The following is a 19,955-nucleotide window of genomic DNA, read 5'->3' on the forward strand; positions in this document are numbered from 1 at the left end:
GGCGGTCACTCGTCAATTTGAAATTATTGGGGAAGCAGCCCATAGAATCTCCTCTGAAACTCAAGCCTCACTTCCAACTATTCCCTGGCCTAAAATTATTGGGATGCGAAATCGTTTAATCCATGAATATGATGCAGTCGATATTGAAACTATTTGGAACACAATTCATATGGCCTTGCCTGATTTAATCTCTGTATTAAAAGCTATCAGCTCTACTGAAGAAGCGTAAGGTTTTAAGTGAGTCAATTAAGCAGATCTTTTAGCTACTTAATTAAATGAAAAGCGTCGCCTGTCATATACTTTCAGAGGGCGTTTGAAAAGCCGGATAGTCAGTAAAAAAGCTCACACGGTATAGGCTGTACATACAAACGTTCAACCCCGTGAGAGCCATGAGTAAAGCCTACACCAGCAACTTAACCCGCGACCAGTATGAGTTGATTGAACCCCTCTTGCCCCCAGCTAAGCCCGGTGGTCGCCCTCGAACGGTCTGCCTCTGGGCGGTGCTGAACGCCATCTTCTACCTGGTCAAACAGGGGTATACGTGGCGCGACCTGCCGAGCGACTTTCCGGCGTGGCAAACGGTCTACACGTACTATCGAACCTGGGTGAAAGACGGCACCTGGGATGCGATTCACGACCGATTACGGGCCTGGGTGCGGGTCTCGGAAGGCCGACCGGAAAGCCCATCGGAGGTGATTTTGGACAGTCAAAGCGTCGCTACTGCGCCGATGGTGCATCGAGCCGTGGGCTTTGATGCGGCCAAAAAGACGAAGGGACGGAAGCGGCATGGCGTGGTTGATACCTTGGGCTTGGTGATGGCGGTGGTGGCCACGGCAGCCAGCGTCAGCGAGCGAGACGGTGGGAAACTAGCATTGCACAAACTTGCATCAGATGGGAGCGGCCATGGCCTGCATTTATTTGGTGTGGGTGGATGGGGGCTACAGCGGGTTTAAGTTTCTCCAGTGGACGATGGACACCTTGGGCTGGATTGTTGAAGTGGTGTTGCGCCCGAAGGAGGCCAAGGGGTTTGTTCTCGTCAAAAAACGTTGGATTGTGGAGCGCACCTTTGGCTGGTTGCGCTGGTCACGACGACTGGTGCAGGACTACGAGCAACTTCCCGAAAATGCCGAGGCCATGCTCAAAATCGCCATGATCCGGATCATGGTGCGGCGTCTAGCGTAATTCGCTACACCCTACCCCCTTTTCAAACGCCCCCTTAACCCAAATCTTACCCAGCCTGAAACCGCTCCATCAACCACCGCATTAGCGTCCCGTCATCCTCCGTTTGGGAACGGTCTAGGGCTTCCATCACCACCGCCATATCCAAACCGGGCAACACCTCTGATACGGCAATTTCGCCACTGCGCCGAGCCGCCACCGAAAACGCAATCACCCGCCGCGCTGCGACATGAACCACCCAATATTCCGCCACTCCCAACCGCTCGCAGAGTAGCCGCTTTGCCCCTAAATCGTCCCGAAAGGAACTGGCCCCCACTTCAATTACCAGGGTCGGCGGGCCATAGCGGTTAACGTCGATAGGCGCGTTGTCCTGGGGAGGCAAACAAAAGCCCTCTCCCAGGTAAAAGGCCACATCTGGCTGACACCCCTGCTCCCCGGCCTTGTAGAAACTGCAATTGGTAAACCCCGCTACACGCAGCCCCTTGACCAGCGCAAATAGGTTAACCACATTGGTAATCACCGTATTCTGCCGTCCGTGCCCCGACCCCAAAGTCGCCATCTCCACCCTCATCTCGCCATGGTCAAAATAGCCACGCCCATCGCGGTATGGGGGAGCATCCATGGTGACGACAAAATCTTCCCAGGTGGCCGCCATCCAAGCATCCGTCTGGATTGGCAGTGTCGAGAGAACCATACAACGATTGCTCTAGAAACAAAGGAAGCTAAGACGTATTATAGCGATTTTCCTGAACCGCCCTTAGCCTGTGGGATATAGGTGGTGCATGCGCCCAGGCATTGGGTCTGCAAAGACCTCAAAATCCTTTTTGCCAGAAAAATGGCCAAAAAAAAGGAGAGCCGTTCAGCTCTCCCTACCATCAGGGTGCATCTAATATCATATTAACCCAAAAAGAGCATGAGGGGTGAGACCCCCTATTAATTTTTTCTAAGGTTGATTCAGGGCTGATTTTGGCAAAGGAGCACGACGGCAGAGCGGGCGCTGACGGGGTAGAGGTAGCTATCGACGGGGGGAGCACTTTCAGGGTAGCAAAAGTCGTCGGGGGGGAAGAGCGCGGTATCCACAATGCGGTGCCAGCGGTGGGGCCAATCGAGGTGGGGCAGGTCAAAGACCAGCACCTCCCAGTAGGCGTTGAGCATAACGTGGATTTGTTCTTTGGTGGCGGGGTGGCGCAGGGTGAAGGCGAGGCTGTGGGAGCTGTCTGACCAGTCAGGCTGGTGCAGGCGGCACCCGTGCCAAACGATGTGCGGTTCGGGATGCCAGGTGTTGGTAACGCGCAATAGTTGCTCGACCTGAAGGATTTTCAGGTTTTGGGTAAAGTGGATGATGCCTTGGGTGAAGCGCAGCAGGTCGCGTTCTTTTTCCACGTCGTCCCAGTTGAACCAGCTCAGGGCGTTGTTTTGGCAGTAGGCGTTGTTGTTGCCCCGTTGGCTGCGGCGGATTTCGTCGCCCATCAGCAGCATGGGGGTGCCCTGGGCCATAAACAGCAGGGTGAGGAAGTTGCGAATCTGCCGTTGCCGCAGGTGTTCGATGGCGGGGGTATCGGTGGGGCCTTCTTCGCCGCAGTTCCAGCTATAGTTGGCGTCGGTGCCGTCGCGGTTATTTTCCTGGTTGGCCTCGTTATATTTTTGGTTGTAGGAAACGAGGTCGTTGAGGGTAAACCCATCGTGGCAGGTGACGAAGTGGATGCTGCGGTTGGGTTCGCGGTTGGGTTTTTGGTAAATGTCGGGGCTACCCAGCAGGCGGGCGGCCAGATCGGGTACGGCTCCACGGTCGCCTTTGACAAACTGGCGCACATGGTCGCGATAGGGGCCGTTCCACTCGGCAAAGCGGTCGCCAATGAACGTTCCCACCTGGTAAAGTCCGGCGGCGTCCCAGGCTTCGGCAATCAGCTTGGTTCCGGCCAAAATCGGGTCAGATTCAATGCTCCACAGAATCGGCGGATCTTCTAGGGGGTTGCCTGCCAAATCCCGCGACAGCACCGAGGCCAGGTCAAACCGAAAGCCATCGACGTGCATTTGAGACACCCAGTAGCGCAGGCTGTCCAAAATCAGTCGCCCCACCACTGCATGGCTGGCCTTGAGGGTGTTGCCACAGCCTGTGTAGTTGGAGTAGTGGGCCAGGTCGTTGTCTTCTAGGAGGTAGTAGGTTTCGTTGTCGATGCCCTTGAAGCTGAGGGTGGGGCCTTCGTGGTTGCCCTCGGCGGAGTGGTTAAACACCACATCCAAAATCACCTCAATGCCCGCCCGGTGCAGGGCTTTCACCATATCCCGAAATTCGTTGACGGGGCCGAGGGGGTCTTTACGGGAGCTATAGCCTCGGTGGGGGGCAAAGAAACCCAGGGTGCTGTAGCCCCAGTAGTTTTGCAGGCCGGGCTGCACATCCTGGGGGTCGAACTGGTGGATGGGCAGCAGTTCGACGGCGGTGATGCCAAGGTCTTGGAGGTAGGGAATTTTGTCGATAATGCCCGAAAAGGTACCCCGTTCCTCTTCGGGCAACCCAGAGGAGGGGTGCTGGGTGAAGCCGCCGACGTGCATTTCATAGATCACGCTTTTGGCGTAGGGAATCCGCAGCATCCGGTCTCCCTCCCAGTCGTAGCTGCGGTTGTCTACCACGACTCCTTTTAGGGCAGTGGCGCAGTTGTCCCCCGGCAGAATCGCCGCCTTGCGGTCGTAGATATCATCCCCCACCACGGCGCGGGCGTAGGGATCGAGCAGCACCTTTTGGGGATCAAACCGATGGCCGCTCTCTGGATCAAAGGGGCCATGCACCCGGTAGGCATAGATTTGCCCTACCTTCAACCCAGGCACAAAGACGTGCCAATAGTAGGAGGTGCGGTTCCACTGGGGGTCGAGGGCAATGACCCGGCTGGGATGGACGATGTTCTCTGAGTCGAACAGCAATAGCTCGACCCCCGTGGCGTGTTTGGAATAGAGACAAAAGTTAATCCCAATGGCGTAGACGGTGGCCCCAAGGGGATAGCTTTGCCCAGGCAGAACGGTGGACGGCATAGGGGCACTCTCAACAACCAGCAGGATACAGAACGCCGAAGTGGCTCTTGAGATTCTACCGGACAGCCCCCAACGGCCCCAACTCCGCGCTAGCCCAAGACCCAATCCCGCACCGCCAAAGCCGTGGCCGGGGCGAGGAGCACGCCGTTGCGATAGTGTCCGGTGGCCAGCATCCCATTGGCGCAGCCTTCTAGGGGTTTGAGGACGGGGGCGGCTTGGCCCTGGGGGCGGGGGCGCAGGCCAAACCAGCGGTCGGTGATGGTGCCCTGGGCGAGGGCGGGGCAGTAGGCGATGGCTCCCTGAAGCACCTCGTCTAGGAGGCTGGGATCGGGGGGATGGGAGAGAAAGTCGGCGATGGCCGCCGCCGGATCGTCGGGATGGGCCGGAAATTCTACGGTGGCCCCAATCCAGTAATCCCCACCGCCCAGGGGGACGAGGTGAATATCGTTGCCGTTAATCACTAGGGGAGAGGACGGATTGCCCAAGGGTTGCGCCAGATGAAGCCGCAAGCCCTGGCCCAACACTGGCCCCAGCACCGTCGGCTGCGGTAGCGAAGCGGTGAGGGGCGTACTGCCCAGCCCCGCCGCCACAATGACCCTATCGGTGGGGAAGGTTTGACCAGCGGTTTGCACCCCAGTACAGATAGTCGTAGCGCCGGAGGTAGCGGTTTCAAATCCAATCACAGCCTCCCCAAACTGAAAGGAGACCCCTCGCTGACGGGCCGCTGTCACCAAAGCCTGGGTCAGTTCCGTGGGGTTAACCTGGATATCCTGGGGAGAGTACACCCCCACCACAGCACGGCTCACGTCTAAATAGGGGCAGCGCTCTAGGATTTGCTCCGGTGTCCAAAGCTCTAACGAATACCCTTGGGCCTGACGGATAGCCTGAAGCGATTGCCACCGGGGCAGGTCTTCGATATCAAAACAAATCTTGAGAATACCCTGATTGCGCTGGATGAGCTGGCCCGTGGCGGCCTCCAGCTCAGCCAAGAGGGTGGGGTAGCGGCGCAGGCTTTGTTCCCGCAGCCGCCAGTTGCGCCCTTTCGCCTTTTGGCTAATCACCGCCATTGCCACGCCCAAGGCCGCTCCGGTGGAACCGCTGGCGGGGGCATGGGCGTCGATGACGGTGATATGTAAATCGGGGCTTTGGCTGAGTTCGTAGGCGATGGTGGCCCCGATCACGCCACAGCCCACAATCACCACACGGTTCAAGGGCAAGGACAACCTACTGGAAGGTGGGCACGAGGCTGAGGAAGCTATCGAAATCGTCCAGGGCGTTGCGGTACTCCTGGCCAGCAATCACCTGTTGGCGATTGGCGGCGGCTTCATCCAAGCGTTCTAGGTGAACATAGAGTTCTTGGGCCAGTGCTTGGGCCTTTTCCTTATCTTTGGGCAGCAGGGTGGCGGCGAGGCGATTCACCCGCGCCCGCAGTTCGCCCATGGGGCCGTGAATGAAGCTCTGCACGTTCACCCAATCTTCTTTTTGGATGTAGCCCGCCAGTTCGGGGAAGCGATCCCGCAGGTTGGCTACCCCAGGGCTATAGAGTTCGACCTGTTGCAGCACTGCCGGGGTATAGGTCGGGGGTGCTTTGCTGGCGGGGCCACCGCCACAGGCCACCAGCGTGGTCGCAATCACAGCCAGCAGAATTCCGAGCAGAGGTCTAAACCGTCCCATCATCATGGTGTCTACGTCTCTCAAAACAGGATACATACGCCCCCAGTTGGGCCTTTGGGCAAATGCCCTATGTATTTTACGCCCCTAGGTGGGGGTTTATGTGAGGATGCAGCAGAACGTTATGCAGGATAGGCCATAGACGAGGAACAAAGCCCAGCCCCGGTCAAACCGGGCTTAGTTTCTGACAAATCCGCCCACATCGGGGCGATAGCGGGCCACAAAGCCACCCTGGCTGTCGTAGATGGCCACCTGGCGGTTGACCTGGTGGCTGAGGGTTGTCACCTGTTCAATCAGCGATTGGGTTTGGGGGGTCAGCGTCTGGGTAAAGCCAAAGGTGCCATCGGCGGCGACGGGGGTAATGGCTTGGCGCAGAGCCTCGGCATGGGGAGTGGCCAGGGTAATCTTCACCTGGGTGGGATCTTCTCGCACGGTGCAGGATCCCCCCACCTCCGAGCAAATCGTACCTAGGGTCGTGGTGAGACTTTGAATGGCCACCGCTCCCCGCAGCCGCCCTTGAGCATTCAGCAGAGCGGGCTCATAGGTTTCGAGCAGCAGCGCCCCCTCTTCGGCCAAGACAGTACCCAAAGGAATTTGCTGGGCACTGGCCACCGCCCGCTGCCAGTGGTTTACCGCCAAAGACCATTGGCCCTGGGCCTCGTAGGCGGCGGCGGCGCGGGCGGCGCGGATGGCTTGGTCGTAGTTGTGGGCGCTGGCATTTTCCAACTGGCCCTGGTGGGTGGTGCGGTGCAGGTGTTGTTGATACTCCCGCATTTGGGCCTGGGCCTGCTCATAGATCAGCGTGCCCTGGGGAATGAGGGACAGCCCCTTAATCGCGGCCTGCCACTCCTTGATGGCCAGTTGCCAGCCCGCCAGGGAACTCGCTGTTTCCATGCGCTGCTGGGCCAAGATTCCGGTTTGGATGGCGGTATTAAAGTTGGCCTCGGCCTCCTCTTCCGCTACGATACGACGGCCAATAGCGCTGTGATTGGTGCGGTACTCACTGCGTTTCTTTTGGGCATAGTCGTAGGCAGGGCTGGTGTCGGGCACCGTTTCGAGCTGGTCGATGGCCTGCCGCCACAGTTGATGGATCGTCACCCAGCGCTCCACAGTGTGGGGCGGGTTTTGGCTGAGGTCGGCGGCTCTAGCGGCGGTGGTCTTGGCTTGAAGGATGGCCTGCACCGCCCGCAGTTCCTGGCGATAGCGCTGCAAATCGACCTGGGCGGCTTCGTAGGCCCCTGACCAGGAGGGAATGGGGGCAAGACGGTCAATGGCCCGCTGCAAGTCTCCCTGCGCCGCGTTCAAATCTGTGGCGCTGGGAGAAAACGCCAGGGTTTCCTGGGCTTGCCCATAGTAGGCTTGGGCCTCCGCCAAACGTTCGCACCGCCCCACCACGCAGGGCCGAGTTAGCGCCACCGCAAACAGCCCGCTAGACACCAAAATCACCCCCGCCACGCCATAGCTCCAGTAATCGCGCAGCCCCTGGGAGAGGAGGCCCAGGATGTCTGGCCCTGGGGGATCGGGCTCCCCTAGCGGCTCATCGTTAGGATCGCCCCACAGCGCTAGGGCCAGGGAGGTAGCGCCCAGGCCAACCCCATCGGATTCAGGGCACGGTTCATCGGGTTCTTGGCCCCAGTGCTGAACCATCTGGGGAGCGGAGGACGGATCATCAACCGCTGCCTCCCCAGGGTTGACCTGGGCGATACCGCCAGCCGCGTCACCATCGGCAGAACCATAGGCGGAGACCTCGGTGGCAGACGGATTCGTAGTCGTCCAATGGGGCAATTCTGAAGGGCTCGTTGCCGGGTGGATGGGGTTGTCCGTAGCGAGGTTGTCTGTAGCGGGGTTGTCCGTAGCGGGGGTGTTTGTAACAGGAAACAGCACCGCAGCGGTATCGGCCAGTCGCCAGGTGAGGGTGTGCATGGCGTAGGGACGGTGCGCCGCCCTCAGCTTCAGGAACAGCCGCACCGCAATCATCGACTGATCCTCCCAGGGTGATCCCTCCAGGCTGACGGTAGCTAGGGCGGCGTAGAGGCATCGCCCTAGGGCCTGGAACAGGGCGGCGGGGTCTTTCACTTCCGGGGTGCGGTGCTGGCCCAGCACCAGCAGGCGTCCCTGGTGCTCTAGGCAGGTGACGGCTAGGCCGGGGTGGAGGCTCTGTTGGCGCAGGTGGATGGCCATGGCCTGGTTAAGGCTGGCCAAGCTGGTTAGGTCAGAAACGGGGGTGGAGACCATAGCATCACCGAAGGATCGAAGGATTGATCATAGTTCACACCAAAGGAATCGCTCTAGGTGGCAGCGGTTCCCGGCATCGTGTGGCTCCATGGACGGCACTTGCCCTCTAAGTATGCTAATGCTAGTTCAAGGCCACCATTCTGAGACAATCAATTCAGATCAAAGCGGCCACCCAGGCCGGAGGGGGATGGGATGTTGATTTTGATTGTGGAGGACGAAGCGGATATTGCTCGCCTGATTCGCCTATATCTAGAAAAAGAGGGCTTTGCCTGCGAGGTGTGTGAAGACGGCGAAACCGCCCTGCGCTACCAGCAAACCCTCCAGCCAGACCTGATGATTTTAGACGTGATGATCCCCAAACTGGACGGCCTGGAGGTCTGTGCCCGCGTCCGTCAGGGGCCAGGGGCCAAGGATCCCTACATCCTTATGCTGACCGCCCGAGGCGAAGAACTAGATCGCATCATTGGTCTCTCCACCGGGGCCGACGACTACATGGTAAAGCCCTTCAGCCCCAGGGAACTGGTGGCCAGGGTGCGGGCCTTGCTGCGCCGTAGTTTGCGCCACGGAGCCGAAACCACGGGCCAAACCTACCAAACTACCCACTTCACCGTCGATCTCACCCAGCGCGTGGCCCAGCGCCATCTCGCCGATGGAGACTCCGAAACCCTCGACCTCACCCCCCTCGAATTTGACCTGCTGGCCACGTTTATGAGCTATCCAGGCCGCGTCTGGAGCCGCCAACACCTCATTGAAAAACTCTGGGGCGACGATTTCTTCGGCGATGAGCGGGTGGTGGATACCCACATTGCTCGGCTGCGAAAGAAAATTGAACCCGACTCCTCCCAGCCCGTCCATGTCAAAACCGTGACGGGGGTGGGCTATCGGTTTGAGGACACGCCCCAACCCTAACCGCATCCCAAGGCTGCTGTACCCGCCATGAAACGACCGACCGACCGATTCTTCAACACCATCTACGCCATCGATCCAGCCACCAATGCCTACATGATTGAAGCCGCCCTCGATGACTATGGCGACATTTTCAACGAGTGGGATCCGGCCCCCTTCAAACGGCGCGAACTCGATCCCGACCTTCAGATTTACCTAGAGGGCAGTTCCGACGAAATTTCCTTCCGCTACCCCGTGGAGCTGATCTTTACCCTGCCCGCCGAAAAACGTTGCGAAGCCACTGAACAAGAGGTACGAGTGGGTTTGAGAAACAGCTTTACCTTCAAGCTCTACGTGCTACGGAAGGAGATTCGCACCATTAATCTGCTCACCCTGCGCTATGTGCTGATGGGGCTAGGTACCCTCTGGGCCGCCCGTCTGATCTCGGTTCCTGCCGAAGCCTATGCCATTACCAGCGTTCTCACCGAGGGCTTATTTATCGGGGGATGGGTGTTTTTGTGGGAGGCCGTTTCCCTCTTTTTCTTTTCCAACCGCGATATCTACCAGCGCTACCGCACCTATACTCGCCTGCGCGATGCCCTGGTTATCTTCCAGGAATCCGCCTAGCCGCCTCTGGAGTACCCACCGCGTCCATGGTTGTCGCCACTGCCGGATCCACGACAACCCATACGTCCTTCTCGACAGGGCGCAGATAGAGGGTAAAGGGGCGGGTTTGGCGCTGTTGGCCCCAGCCGATGCCGCCGCCCCTGAGGTGATAGGTGCCGCTGACGGCCACAGCGGGCTGCGGTTCCAGGGCGATCCAGTGGTGTTCTGTGATGCGAATGCCGCTGGCCTGGGGCACCGCCCTTGCCTCACCATCGGCCCCTAGGCCCAACTGCCGCTGAAGATCGGCCTGGGTTTGGGCCACCTTTTGGGCCACCGCCTCGGCTACCACCGACCGAGGAGGAGCCGGATTCACCCAGCCACAGCCCCACAGCACCCCGCACAGCGCCAACCCCAGCCCGCCTCGCAGCACCGGGCGCAGGGGCTTGAGCACCAGCCGCTGGACAGCCCCAGAGAACAGGCGAGACAGCACAGGAAGGGAGATAGCAGTGCCCATGGCTAAGGTATCCAAACGTAGGAGGCAAGACGACGAAAACGCCGACCGAGGAAGCCCAGTCAAAACGCCAAACTAGCACCATAGTAGGCGACACTCGCCTTCCTAGCCCAGCACTCCCTGGGGGCACACGGACTTTTCTTGATGCGCTACTATTAGCGGTGTTTCGTTCCTTGGCCCTCCCTGTGACTCCTCTCTCCTCCCATGGCACGCCTCTTGCACCCCAGCCTCGGCGGCGGATAAAACGCCGCAAAAAACGCCAAAAGGGCAACGCACTGCCCCTCGTGCTCTTGGGGGTGGCGCTCCTGGGCTGGGTAGGATTGCGGGCGATTCCGACCCCCTCCCTGCGCAAAATTCAAGAGGTGGTGTGGGTCAGCCATCCCCAACCCCTGGCCATGGAGGGCGGCGATCCCTACATCCGTGCCCTGATGCGAACCATCTCGGCGGCAGAGTCCAATACCAGCCGTCCCTACACGGTGCTTTACGGCGGCGAATCCTTCTCTCCGGCCAACCGCCATCCCAACCTTTGCGTACCCATCACCGCTGGGCCTAACACCGGGAACTGCACCACCGCTGCCGGACGCTACCAGTTCCTCACCCAAACCTGGGAGGAAAAGGCCGAAAAATATCACCCTCGCCCCCCTGCGTGGTACACCGTTTGGGGCGAATACAGCTTCGACCCAGAGTACCAAGACATGGTGGTCTACCGCTGGCTCAAAGACAACAACGCCTGGGGGTTTGACCTGTCTGTAGCTCTGCGGGAGGGGCGATTGGATGATGTATTGCGCCGCCTCTCCGGCACCTGGACGAGCCTAGGCTACGGCATCGAGTCCAACACGATGACCGCCCGCCTGCCCCGCATCTACCGCAATTTGCTGGAGGAGGAACTGCAAAATGCCCCCGCTGGCTCCTACGTCAACCCCACGGCTAGCCCGTTGTAGGGGGGTGCTTGCCCGGAGTTCAGCCTCGCCAGCATTTGGTTCCCGCCGTCTAGGCTGATGGGAGAGGGGCCGCAACCTCAATGGTGGTGCGATCCGTGAGGATTTCGTAGCCCGTTTCGCTGACCAGCACCGTATGCTCGAACTGGGCGGAGAGGGATCGATCCACCGTCACCACCGTCCACTGATCTTTGAGGGTGCGGGTTTGCTTCGATCCAGCATTCAGGATGGGCTCAATGGCTAGGGTCATGCCCGGTTGCAGGGTGACATTGGGCAACTGGCGAGTCCGGAAATTGAACACCGAGGGGGCTTCGTGCAGGTTGCGGCCCACCCCGTGCCCGGTGAAATCTTCCACCACGCTGAAGCCGTAGCTGTTGACGCAATCCTCCACGGCTCCGGCAATGTCGAGCAGGGTATTACCGGGCTTGACTTGGCTAATTCCGGCGTAGAGAGCAGCTTCCGCCGCTTCCTTGAGCCGCTGCGCCTTGGCAGACACCTCCCCCACGGCAAGGGTGATGCAGGAGTCGCCATGGAAGCCGTTGTAGTAGGCTCCGGTGTCTACCTTCAGCAAGTCACCCCGCCGGATAATGTGCCGCTTGTGGGGAATACCATGTACCACCTCATCGTTAAGGCAGGCGCAAATCGAGGCCGGAAAGCCATGATAGCCCTTAAAACTGGGGGTAGCCCCCATCTCGCGGATGCGCTTCTCGGCGTGGGCATCAAGGTCGGCGGTAGACATTCCCGGCTCCACCATCGCCTCAATTTCCTTGAGCACCGTCGCCACAATGCGGGCCGACTGGCGCATAATCGCAATCTCCGCTTCCGACTTCAACTCCACCCCCCGGACTCGACGGCTGCGCTTGGGCAGGGTGGGCGTGGCGCTGTGGCCAGACATGAGCTTAGTCAAAAAGTTCATAGCGGAGAGGGGAGAGGGGTTAGGGATTGGGGGTTAGGCGTAGGGTGCACAACGCCAAGGCGAGACTGCGTCAACGCGAAGCAAGGCACCATCCCAACAAATCCGTTACAGGAAACCATGCATCCCAACGAATCCATTACAGGAAACCATGCACGACCCTGCCCAGAGATGGGCTGGCATCACCCCTTACCTAGTGTAAGGGCACTGCGGGGGCAGAGCGCAGATCCAGCTTCAGCGTTTGCCCAACTTTGGGCTGCATCACCTGAGTACCCAAGCCCTTAGCTTGCAGGGCCGTTTGCAGCGCCTCCGCCCCGCCCATCGCCTTCAGCAGGGAGATGAGCAGGCCGCTGTACTGCACTTCTCCAGCATCGGCGGTGGGCAAAATTACCTGGGGTTGCAGCCAGTCTGCCAGTTCTAGGGCACCCTTTTGGCCGCGAATGATGGGGCCAACCAGGGGCAGGGCCAAATCTAGCACGGGGGTGATGACGACATCAATCGGGCCTTCATCTTTGAGGCTGGGGGCATGGAAGCCGTGGGGTTCGTAGAACAACGCATGACCTGTCGCTGTTTCCCGCAGGATGTAGCCGTTTTCTGTGGTGGTGGGGCCTATGGGAGAGCCAGGAACCGCCTGGATCGTCACGCTATCGGCCAGGGTAAACCGCTCGCCGTGGGCCAGGGCTGTGACTTGGGTAAACCCCAAAGCCTGGGCCACCTTGGCCGCACTGGCAGAACCAACCACGGGAATCGCCTTATCTAGGGCTTTTAGAGTGGGCGGATGGGCGTGGTCTTCTAGCCCCTGACTCAGCAAAATGAGATCAATATTGTCGGGCAGGGCGCGGGGCTGGGGATGCGATCCTTTAAACAGCCACGCCTGCTGGCCAAAGACCAACTCTCCCACCAGCCAGGGGTCGATGAGGATACGCCGCCCCCCCAATTCAATCAGCCAAGAATTACTATCTAGCCAGGTTGCATCCATCGCCGTTGCCCGCGCTCCTAGGTAGCTTTGAGCTAATTGTAAACGAATCTTAAGAAGCTGAGGACGCGCCCCCCGGATCGCACGGGCCAGACACCCTTGCCCCAGCACGGCACAAAAACCATTAGATGGCGAATCTAGGCATCATCCTGGGGACTGGTGGTTGATCTGGGGCCTGCCTGCTTAGTGTTCCTCGCCGTGCCCTCCTGGGCTGGCCGGATCTGCACCACGGGGTTGTGTCCTTGGGCCAAGATAGCCACCTGCCGAGTTTGGGGCTGAAGCACAACAATTTGATGATCCCCAAGCTGAAAGACGGCCAGATCTCCGGCCAGGTGGGTCGCATAGCGGACAGGCCAAGATAGCACCGGGGTTTCGAGAGCCAACGCCAGCTGTTGGTGAGTGGTAAGATGCTGCGCCACCAGACCCGGTCGCGGCACATTCAGCCCATAGCGCCATGCGCTGGTGTGGGGCGATCCCCCCGGCGGGTGCAGTTCTGGAACGGGGCCAAACCTGTCAATTCTCTGAGGTTCTAGGGCTGCAAAAGCCGCTGAGGCAATTGGCTCTGCCCCAGAACCATCTAGGTTCATTTGCATGGGCTGATCGGCCAAACTTTTGAAGTACAGCACGTAGTCTGCGCTGGGCTGCAACTGCGAGACAGGCACCACGGTCACTTGGGTCAGCAGGGTTGCTTGGCTGCTAAGGGCATACCATCCCACCAGCACCAAGTAGCTAACGCTGTGAATCAGCGCATTGGCCTTCAGCGCCGTTGTCGCCGACCGGGGCCGCTGCCGCAATAGCGCCCATACAAAGGGATACTCAATCACCAGCGTTATCCCCAAAGCTAGGCCCACAGCCCCCCAGAGCCAACCCCAGGCCGTGGCCAAAGTAACGGCTGGATGGTGGGACAACCACCCCGGCAACAGCCTCAACCCCACCAAGGTCGAGGCTAAGTTGGCCAGCACCATCACCCCAAAAGACCGCCACCGAGGGGTATGAAAGACCCTGGTCAGAATCCCAGATTCCAGATAACCAATCCCCAGGTTGCCCAGCAACAGGGGCAAGCCACCCGCCCACAGGAGGGCACTGCCACTGTTAGCTTGGGCAGGATAGGGCCAGAGGGCAAGGGCTAGACCGATCAGCAGCCAAGGCAGGTATATCATGGGCTAACGGTTGTCAGGAAATTCAACATCTTCGTAGAGGGCGGTCAGGGGGGCGGAGAAGTTCAGGCTGGCGAGGGCAAAGTCGCCTTCGGTGTAATAGTGCAGTACCCAAAGTCCTGCCTCATTGCGCTGAAAGGACTCTACTCGTTGATGGCGAGTGTTAACCAGCACATATTCTTCTAGGGTTTCTAAGGTTTGATAGTCGGCAAACTTATCCCCTCGATCAAAGGCTTCCGTAGACTCTGACAGCACTTCAATCATTAACTTAGGAAAGCATTTGTAGGTGTTGTTTGCCCGATCTCGCTCGTCACACGTCACCATCACATCGGGATAGTAAAAACAATTGCGCGTCTCAATGCGGGCCTTCATATCGGCAATGTAAACCCGACAACCACTACCTCGAACGTGGTTACGCAGCAAGGCTGCCAGGTTAACGGTAATGGTGACATGGGCATCGCTGGCCCCAGCCATGGCGTAGGCTTCGCCGTCGATAAACTCATGTTTGGCAGGGCTTTCGGCTTCTAATTGCAAATATTCTTGGGCGGTGAGGGAAGGCTGGGGAGAGGCCACCATAGGACGTATTTACCAACTCTGGGGCTGAAAGCGGTCATCATTCAGAATAACAACGCCATCTCCCGATTGCGCCATCACAAACAGCCCCTTGCGATAGGCATAGCGGGCTACCTCATCAGGCACGACCATTCCGGCCACGGCTCCCATGGCTTGCACATCGCCATAGCGAGGCATCAGGCGCTTAAATTTGCTCAAGCGTTCTAGGTGTTCATCCACATCGGTCTGGGTAAGTTTGCTTTTCACTTCCACCAAAACCGCCTCTGTCGTGTTGACCACCAACAGGTCAATTTCGATGCCCTCGTCACCACGCTGCACGGCAATGCCATCGTGGAACTCGTGGACAGCAATACCCCGTTCTTGAAACAGACGCACCACCGCAGGACGCACCTGCCACTCCACAAACTCGCCGAGGCGGTTGCCCAGTTTCCCCAGTTGCTCGTTGAATTGCTGGTTTTGTTGTCGCAACAGCCGCTCGGTTTCCTGGAATCGTCGCTCGGTTTCCTGGAATCGCCGTTCGGTTTCTTGAGCTTGGCGTTTGGTTTCTTTTTGCGCTTCGGCGAGTTCGCCCAAAATGCGCCAGACTTCTTCGGAGGTGGTGGCCATGGTGGTTGATCGCCTTTAATCGGCTAAAGCAGTTAGGATCTATAGTAGCTGAGCCACCAAGCACCCTACGGAGCTTCATCATCATTAGCCTGTAAGCCAAAGCCTGAAAGGAAGAAGCCGATGACGGGTTCATCTGATTCCAATTTACCTCGGCAAAATTTATCGAAACCACCCTTGGTCGATCAAAACTATATCGACTACTGGCGGCAACAGTCTGTCAGGCAATCGGAACAACAGCGGCAGGCGATGGATCAGGCGTGGCAGGAGGTGCGGCAGATGGCGCAATGTTTGCGGCAGGAGTTTGGAGCGCAGCGGATCGTGGTGTTTGGCTCTCTGGTACGAGGTCGTTTTACCCCCGATTCTGACATTGATTTAGCCGCCGATCATATTCCCCCCGCCCGATATTTTGAGGCGGTGGCCAGGGTGAATGATCTCAGCGCCCGCTGGGTGGATCTCAAGCCGCTAGAGGCGCTGACGGGCTATTTTCGCGAGAGAGTGTTGGCGACGGGGGTAGATATTGATGAAAGCCATTAGTGCTGCGGCGATGCGTGAACTTGCGGCGGATTTGGTTGGAAATTATCCTGCGGTTTGGGGCAATGTACAAACCGATGTCAGAGCCTTTGTAGATTGGCTAAGGGCCTTGGCCACTGAGATATCTTAGAACGTAGGGTGCATTCGCGGCTTTAGTCATGTTTGGCAACGCCTTGATCGCTTGGATGAGCCGCAATGCACCACCGGGGAATTGGAGATAGCCAATTAAGATTTGATAGGAGATATCTTAGGCAGAGGCTAGGGTAGGCCATGCTTACCCTACGCCTACTCTATCTAACCTGAGTTCGGGATAAGCCAGGGGCTTCAATCGTTAAAAACTCGCTTCCGGCTCCGACGCTGGCCCTCACCCTAAATCCCTCTCCCTTGGGGAGAGGGACTTTGAAACTCTAGCTCCCCCTCTCCCCGTGGGCTACTACGTACACATAAGTCATCGATGCTGAGCTTGCCAGGGATGGATCCCCCCTAGCCCCCCTTACCAAGGGGGGAACCGGATTCAAAGTCCCCCTTTTCAAGGGGGATTTAGGGGGATCTGCCAGCATTTGGCGAGTGACAACGAGATCTGTGTACGTAGTAGCTCCCCGTGGGAGAGGGGGCTGGGGGGTGAGGGCTGACTGGGCATTGGGCCACGGAGCTTAATCCGAACTGAGGTTATCTACGCCATTTGTTCGGGCAAAACGTAGAGGAAAACCTCTAGTTTGCCGAGGGCATCGGCAACTTGTTGGGCGGCGGCTTCTGGGGTGATGGGTTCTAGGGTAAGGAGGTTGACCGGGTGGGTTTGCTGCCAGAAATTTACCAGTGCCGCAAAGGGTTGGGGGCCATTCCACAGTTGCAGCAAGAGGGCGGCGACGTCGTAGCTAATGGTGACGGGGCTGAGGGTGGGCAAGCTTAAAAAGGTGCTGATGATAAATGGCCCATTTTGCTGAATGGCCTCTAGGGCGGCTTCTTTGACGGCCTCCGTTCGCAGTTGAGGGTGCAGCGTGATCCGTGAATTGAGCCAGTCTCCTAAGCTCCATTCGGCTACGGGTAGCGGTTCTGGGCCTTGGCGAGGATGGGTACACCAAAAGTCTAGAAGCCGATGGGCGGGGTTGAGCAGTTCATAAATGGTCAGCATGGTTTCGGGCGTACTTTCTGATAGCCCCATGGCCAAATAGCTGGGTAAATTATCAGGCTCTCTGAAAAGATCGGTCAGGTTCCAGCGCCGCCATTCCACCATGCTGAGGAACTCTAAATCAGCCCGCCGCAGCCCATCAAACATATCGCTAATGCGATAGCCCTTATCTCCTTTAAGCAACTGATTGGCCAGTAAAAATTCTTTGTTACCATCCTGATCCGGATCTTCCAGTTTAGGATTCCAGGTCATTTTCTTGAGGAAAACCTCTGGCTTTAGCTCTTTCATGATGTCGATCACGATAGGAACTGCCATTTCTTCGGCTTCTTCTTCCATCAGCCCCATTAAGTTAAAGAGTTCTTGGGCTTGAAAGAAGGTTTGTCGTTGCAGGGCACTGTGTAAATTGGCACGAATAATCCCTTCCGGCTTGAGGACAGACTTAAACGCGGCTAGCCCCTCGGCAATGTCATCAAAGAAGTACAGGGTTTCATCGCAGTTGATATAGTCAAACTGGATGCCAAGCTGAGCAATATCTTCAATAGAAAGCACATGAAACTCAGCACAGTTTTCATAACCATGGTAGGCTACCCGTTGCTGAGCCAGTTCGATGGATCGGGGGGAAAGATCGATGCCAATCACCTTAGCGCCAGGATTGGCCTTGGCCATGGCGAGAGCTTTATACCCGGTACCGCAACCTGCATCTAAAACTACTTTATCTGCCGTTTCTACCACACGGCGTTTTTGCAGGTAAGCAGGAGTGGTTAGGTTCAAGTAAAATAGCTCGTTGCCCACCTCCCTGGGCACCATATCGATGGGATAGCGGGGATAGGGGCCAAAATCAAACTGTCGCCGCATCCGTTCTAAAAATTCTGCATGGGATTCGGAGGAGGGAATAGTCATGGCTCAGATAATAATCAACGTTGCTCTATTGTATTCACCAATGCTGAAAGGTTGAACCTCATCGTCATTAAGCATAACGACGACGCTAACTCTACCTTTTGCCATAGCAAACCACCCTTAGCAGATAGTCGCTTTTATAGCCGTTTCAAACATTATAAAAAAGGCCACTCGAAACACGAGTAGCCTTTTTATAGTGTTGCTAACTAACCCAAAAGGTCAGGTTCGCTAACCTCTTACTAAGCTCTACTTACAATCAGGCCGTTTTGCGAGGGGAGCAGTAACCTCAGCGTTTGCCAAACCTTCATTGGCAATCTGAGCAACAGGAACGACGCCAGGAGCACCGCCGATGCAGAACAGAGCAGTGGTGGTGGAGTTGCCGCCGCTGTCTTGCAGAGTGTAGGAAACGCCCGTGTAGGCTAGCAGAACGGGGTCAATGGGTTTAGCACTTACAAAAGCAGACTTAGGCAGGGTGCCACCAGTGGGGGCAGCTAGAGTATTGGCGGTAGTACCATCACCATAGGTGTAGAACTGGGTGGTGGTTTGGATACCTAGACCTAGCAGGTCAATCCGGTTAGCGAAGGTGGGGTTTTCTAGGCGGTAAGCTTGTTGGCCACGGTTGATGGAACCCACGTAGGAGGTGGCTTCAGACTGACGGGCGCGGTTGGCTTGGTTGAGGAACGCGGGCAGAGCGATAGCAGCCAGAATACCGATGATGATGATAACCACCAGTAGTTCAATCAAAGTGAAGCCGCCGTCTTCTTTCTTTTGGATGAGGTGTTGCAGCAGCTTGAAGTTCCAAGTGGATTTCATAATGGGGTGTCTCCTTGAGAAGCAGGTATAGTTTGTTCGCTTCTTGGACTAACTTACCCACTTGGCTCAGGTTTCATATCACCTCCGGCAAAATTTCTTTTTGCAGGCCGGAGTCTGCACCTTAGAAAGGCGCGAAAAGCTTGCTGAATGGGGCTTCTGGAAATTTGTGTGATTTTGTAACATTCCCCGGATGGAGCGATAGGCGCTTCGCTGACGGTGTGGGTATTGCCTGGGGCACGGGGGTAAGCCGTTGTCGAATGGGCACGACCTACCCCACCTAGGGCGATTGGGTTGGCCACCTTACCCCTGGCAACCGCAGCAATGGGCTACAGTTCGCCCTACTCCTGCAAAAACTGGATGAAATCGGCTATGGCTGCTTCGACTCCGGCACTGGGGTTGAGTAAATACCGTGCTTGGAGAAGGATCCATCGATTTTGGATTCGAGCTCGGCGAGCCGCTCGTTCTCCTTCCTCAAGGCTTCGTTGCTTTGCTTCAGCTCGTTCATTCGCAGTGCGTGCTGCTTCTCGATTTCGACGGTCCCATTCAACGCAAAAACCAACCAGCGCCACCACGAGGGCGGCCACGGTACATCGGTTGCTCCAGGTGCGGGCGTTGGCGACGTATCCGAGGAGGGTGAAGTCGGTTTCATCGTAAAACCTCAGAAAGGCGATGCTGATGATCAGGAGCGTGAGCAGGGTGCCCGGAAGCAGCGAGAGAAAATTAACCCAGCGGTTCATGCCAAACGGGGGGCGTGCCGATTGACCCCATTATACGGGGCATCCTTGAGGGCAGGCCGAGGCTACAGTTCGCCATACTCCTGCAAAAACTGCACAAAATCCGCTATGGCTGCTTCGACTTCGGTACTGGGGTTGAGTAAATACCGTGCTTGGAGAACGATCCATCGATTTTGGATTCGAGCTCGGCGAGCCGCTCGTTCTCTTTCCTCAAGGCTTCGTTGCCTTTCCTCAGCTCGTTCATTCGCTGCTCGTGCTGCGTCCTCCTCTCTTCGCTTTCTTTCCTCAGCTCGTTCATTCGCTGCTCGTGCTGCGTCCTCCTCTCTTCGTCGAGCCTCTTCCTCTCTTCGTCGAGCCTCTTCCTCTCTTTGCTCTCTTGCCTCAGCTCGTTCATTCGCAATGCGTGCTGCTTCTCGATTTCGACGGTCCCATTCAGTGCAAAAACCAACCAGCGCCACCACGAGGGCGGCCACGGTACATCGGTTGCTCCAGGTGCGGGCGTTGGCGACGTATCCGAGGAGGGTGAAGTCGGTTTCATCGTAGAACCTCAGAAAGGCGATGCTGATGATCAGGA

At 57.5% G+C, this 19,955-nt stretch carries 19 protein-coding genes and 2 pseudogenes; 6 read left to right on the top strand and 15 right to left on the bottom strand.

The features are described from left to right. Positions 1–13: 13 nt before the first annotated feature. Both GFS31_RS21705 and GFS31_RS17020 read left to right on the top strand, forming a co-directional pair. Positions 14–229, top strand: a pseudogene (locus GFS31_RS21705) (DUF86 domain-containing protein); the annotation flags it as partial. Between the two features lie 160 nt (positions 230–389). Further along, positions 390–1,182, top strand: a pseudogene (locus tag GFS31_RS17020) (IS5 family transposase). A gap of 46 nt (positions 1,183–1,228) precedes the next feature. Here GFS31_RS17020 and GFS31_RS17025 read toward each other — a convergent pair. The 5 genes from GFS31_RS17025 to GFS31_RS17045 form a co-directional block, all read right to left on the bottom strand. After that, entirely contained in the window at positions 1,229–1,834 is a 606-nt protein-coding gene (locus tag GFS31_RS17025) for a Uma2 family endonuclease (protein ID WP_225907473.1), read from the bottom strand. A 299-nt stretch (positions 1,835–2,133) separates the two neighbouring features. Then, positions 2,134–4,206, bottom strand: coding sequence for a glycogen debranching protein GlgX (gene glgX, locus GFS31_RS17030; RefSeq protein WP_198805946.1), 2,073 nt, complete (start codon positions 4,204–4,206; stop codon positions 2,134–2,136). An 89-nt stretch (positions 4,207–4,295) separates the two neighbouring features. Then, on the bottom strand, positions 4,296–5,423 hold the full coding sequence (locus GFS31_RS17035; RefSeq protein WP_263974862.1) for an NAD(P)/FAD-dependent oxidoreductase: 1,128 nt from the start codon (positions 5,421–5,423) through the stop codon (positions 4,296–4,298). A gap of 7 nt (positions 5,424–5,430) precedes the next feature. After that, positions 5,431–5,916 (bottom strand): photosystem II protein PsbQ, encoded by a 486-nt coding sequence (gene psbQ, locus GFS31_RS17040; RefSeq protein ID WP_315865623.1) that lies wholly within the window; start codon positions 5,914–5,916, stop codon positions 5,431–5,433. A gap of 138 nt (positions 5,917–6,054) precedes the next feature. Next, on the bottom strand, positions 6,055–8,112 hold the full coding sequence (locus GFS31_RS17045; RefSeq protein ID WP_198805947.1) for a hypothetical protein: 2,058 nt from the start codon (positions 8,110–8,112) through the stop codon (positions 6,055–6,057). Positions 8,113–8,304: 192 nt separating this feature from the next. Between GFS31_RS17045 and GFS31_RS17050 the strand changes: the two genes are divergently transcribed. Beyond that, positions 8,305–9,021 carry a response regulator transcription factor gene (locus tag GFS31_RS17050; RefSeq protein WP_198805948.1) on the top strand — a complete coding sequence of 239 codons (717 nt, stop codon included), beginning with the start codon at positions 8,305–8,307 and terminating at the stop codon, positions 9,019–9,021. 27 nt (positions 9,022–9,048) lie between these two features. Next, positions 9,049–9,624, top strand: a complete 576-nt coding sequence (locus GFS31_RS17055) for a hypothetical protein (protein WP_198805949.1) — start codon at positions 9,049–9,051, stop codon at positions 9,622–9,624. Here GFS31_RS17055 and GFS31_RS17060 read toward each other — a convergent pair. Further along, a complete protein-coding gene (locus GFS31_RS17060) occupies positions 9,602–10,117 on the bottom strand; it encodes a hypothetical protein (RefSeq protein WP_198805950.1) in 516 nt (171 codons plus the stop codon). The genes GFS31_RS17055 and GFS31_RS17060 overlap by 23 nt on opposite strands. A 182-nt stretch (positions 10,118–10,299) precedes the next feature. On the opposite strand from GFS31_RS17060, the gene GFS31_RS17065 reads away from it, so the two are divergent. Then, a complete protein-coding gene (locus tag GFS31_RS17065; RefSeq protein ID WP_225907474.1) occupies positions 10,300–11,055 on the top strand; it encodes a glycoside hydrolase family protein in 756 nt (251 codons plus the stop codon). A 49-nt stretch (positions 11,056–11,104) separates the two neighbouring features. Here GFS31_RS17065 and map read toward each other — a convergent pair whose 3' ends face one another. From map to GFS31_RS17090, 5 genes are all read right to left on the bottom strand, one after another. Further along, positions 11,105–11,968: a type I methionyl aminopeptidase gene (map, locus tag GFS31_RS17070; RefSeq protein ID WP_198805951.1), complete on the bottom strand. Its 864-nt coding sequence runs from the start codon at positions 11,966–11,968 to the stop codon at positions 11,105–11,107. Between the two features lie 190 nt (positions 11,969–12,158). Continuing rightward, positions 12,159–12,944 carry an MBL fold metallo-hydrolase gene (locus tag GFS31_RS17075; RefSeq protein WP_198805952.1) on the bottom strand — a complete coding sequence of 262 codons (786 nt, stop codon included), beginning with the start codon at positions 12,942–12,944 and terminating at the stop codon, positions 12,159–12,161. A gap of 134 nt (positions 12,945–13,078) precedes the next feature. After that, positions 13,079–14,101 (bottom strand): hypothetical protein, encoded by a 1,023-nt coding sequence (locus GFS31_RS17080; protein WP_198805953.1) that lies wholly within the window; start codon positions 14,099–14,101, stop codon positions 13,079–13,081. A 3-nt stretch (positions 14,102–14,104) separates the two neighbouring features. Beyond that, positions 14,105–14,674 carry a Uma2 family endonuclease gene (locus GFS31_RS17085; protein WP_198805954.1) on the bottom strand — a complete coding sequence of 190 codons (570 nt, stop codon included), beginning with the start codon at positions 14,672–14,674 and terminating at the stop codon, positions 14,105–14,107. 9 nt (positions 14,675–14,683) lie between these two features. Then, positions 14,684–15,277 carry a DUF3782 domain-containing protein gene (locus GFS31_RS17090; RefSeq protein ID WP_198805955.1) on the bottom strand — a complete coding sequence of 198 codons (594 nt, stop codon included), beginning with the start codon at positions 15,275–15,277 and terminating at the stop codon, positions 14,684–14,686. A gap of 174 nt (positions 15,278–15,451) precedes the next feature. Between GFS31_RS17090 and GFS31_RS17095 the strand changes: the two genes are divergently transcribed. Beyond that, positions 15,452–15,811 carry a nucleotidyltransferase family protein gene (locus tag GFS31_RS17095; RefSeq protein WP_198805956.1) on the top strand — a complete coding sequence of 120 codons (360 nt, stop codon included), beginning with the start codon at positions 15,452–15,454 and terminating at the stop codon, positions 15,809–15,811. Between the two features lie 670 nt (positions 15,812–16,481). Here GFS31_RS17095 and GFS31_RS17100 read toward each other — a convergent pair. From GFS31_RS17100 to GFS31_RS21350, 4 genes are all read right to left on the bottom strand, one after another. Then, positions 16,482–17,837, bottom strand: coding sequence for a class I SAM-dependent methyltransferase (locus tag GFS31_RS17100; protein WP_198805957.1), 1,356 nt, complete (start codon positions 17,835–17,837; stop codon positions 16,482–16,484). 243 nt (positions 17,838–18,080) lie between these two features. Beyond that, positions 18,081–18,647, bottom strand: a complete 567-nt coding sequence (locus GFS31_RS17105; RefSeq protein ID WP_198805958.1) for a type IV pilin-like G/H family protein — start codon at positions 18,645–18,647, stop codon at positions 18,081–18,083. A 338-nt stretch (positions 18,648–18,985) separates the two neighbouring features. After that, positions 18,986–19,384, bottom strand: a complete 399-nt coding sequence (locus GFS31_RS17110) for a hypothetical protein (protein WP_198805959.1) — start codon at positions 19,382–19,384, stop codon at positions 18,986–18,988. A 103-nt stretch (positions 19,385–19,487) separates the two neighbouring features. Next, positions 19,488–19,829 (bottom strand): hypothetical protein, encoded by a 342-nt coding sequence (locus tag GFS31_RS21350; RefSeq protein ID WP_198805960.1) that lies wholly within the window; start codon positions 19,827–19,829, stop codon positions 19,488–19,490. Between the last annotated feature and the right edge of the window lie 126 nt (positions 19,830–19,955).

The sequence above is a fragment of the Leptolyngbya sp. BL0902 genome, assembly GCF_016403105.1.
In the GTDB taxonomy this organism is placed as follows: Bacteria; Cyanobacteriota; Cyanobacteriia; order Phormidesmidales; family Phormidesmidaceae; genus Nodosilinea.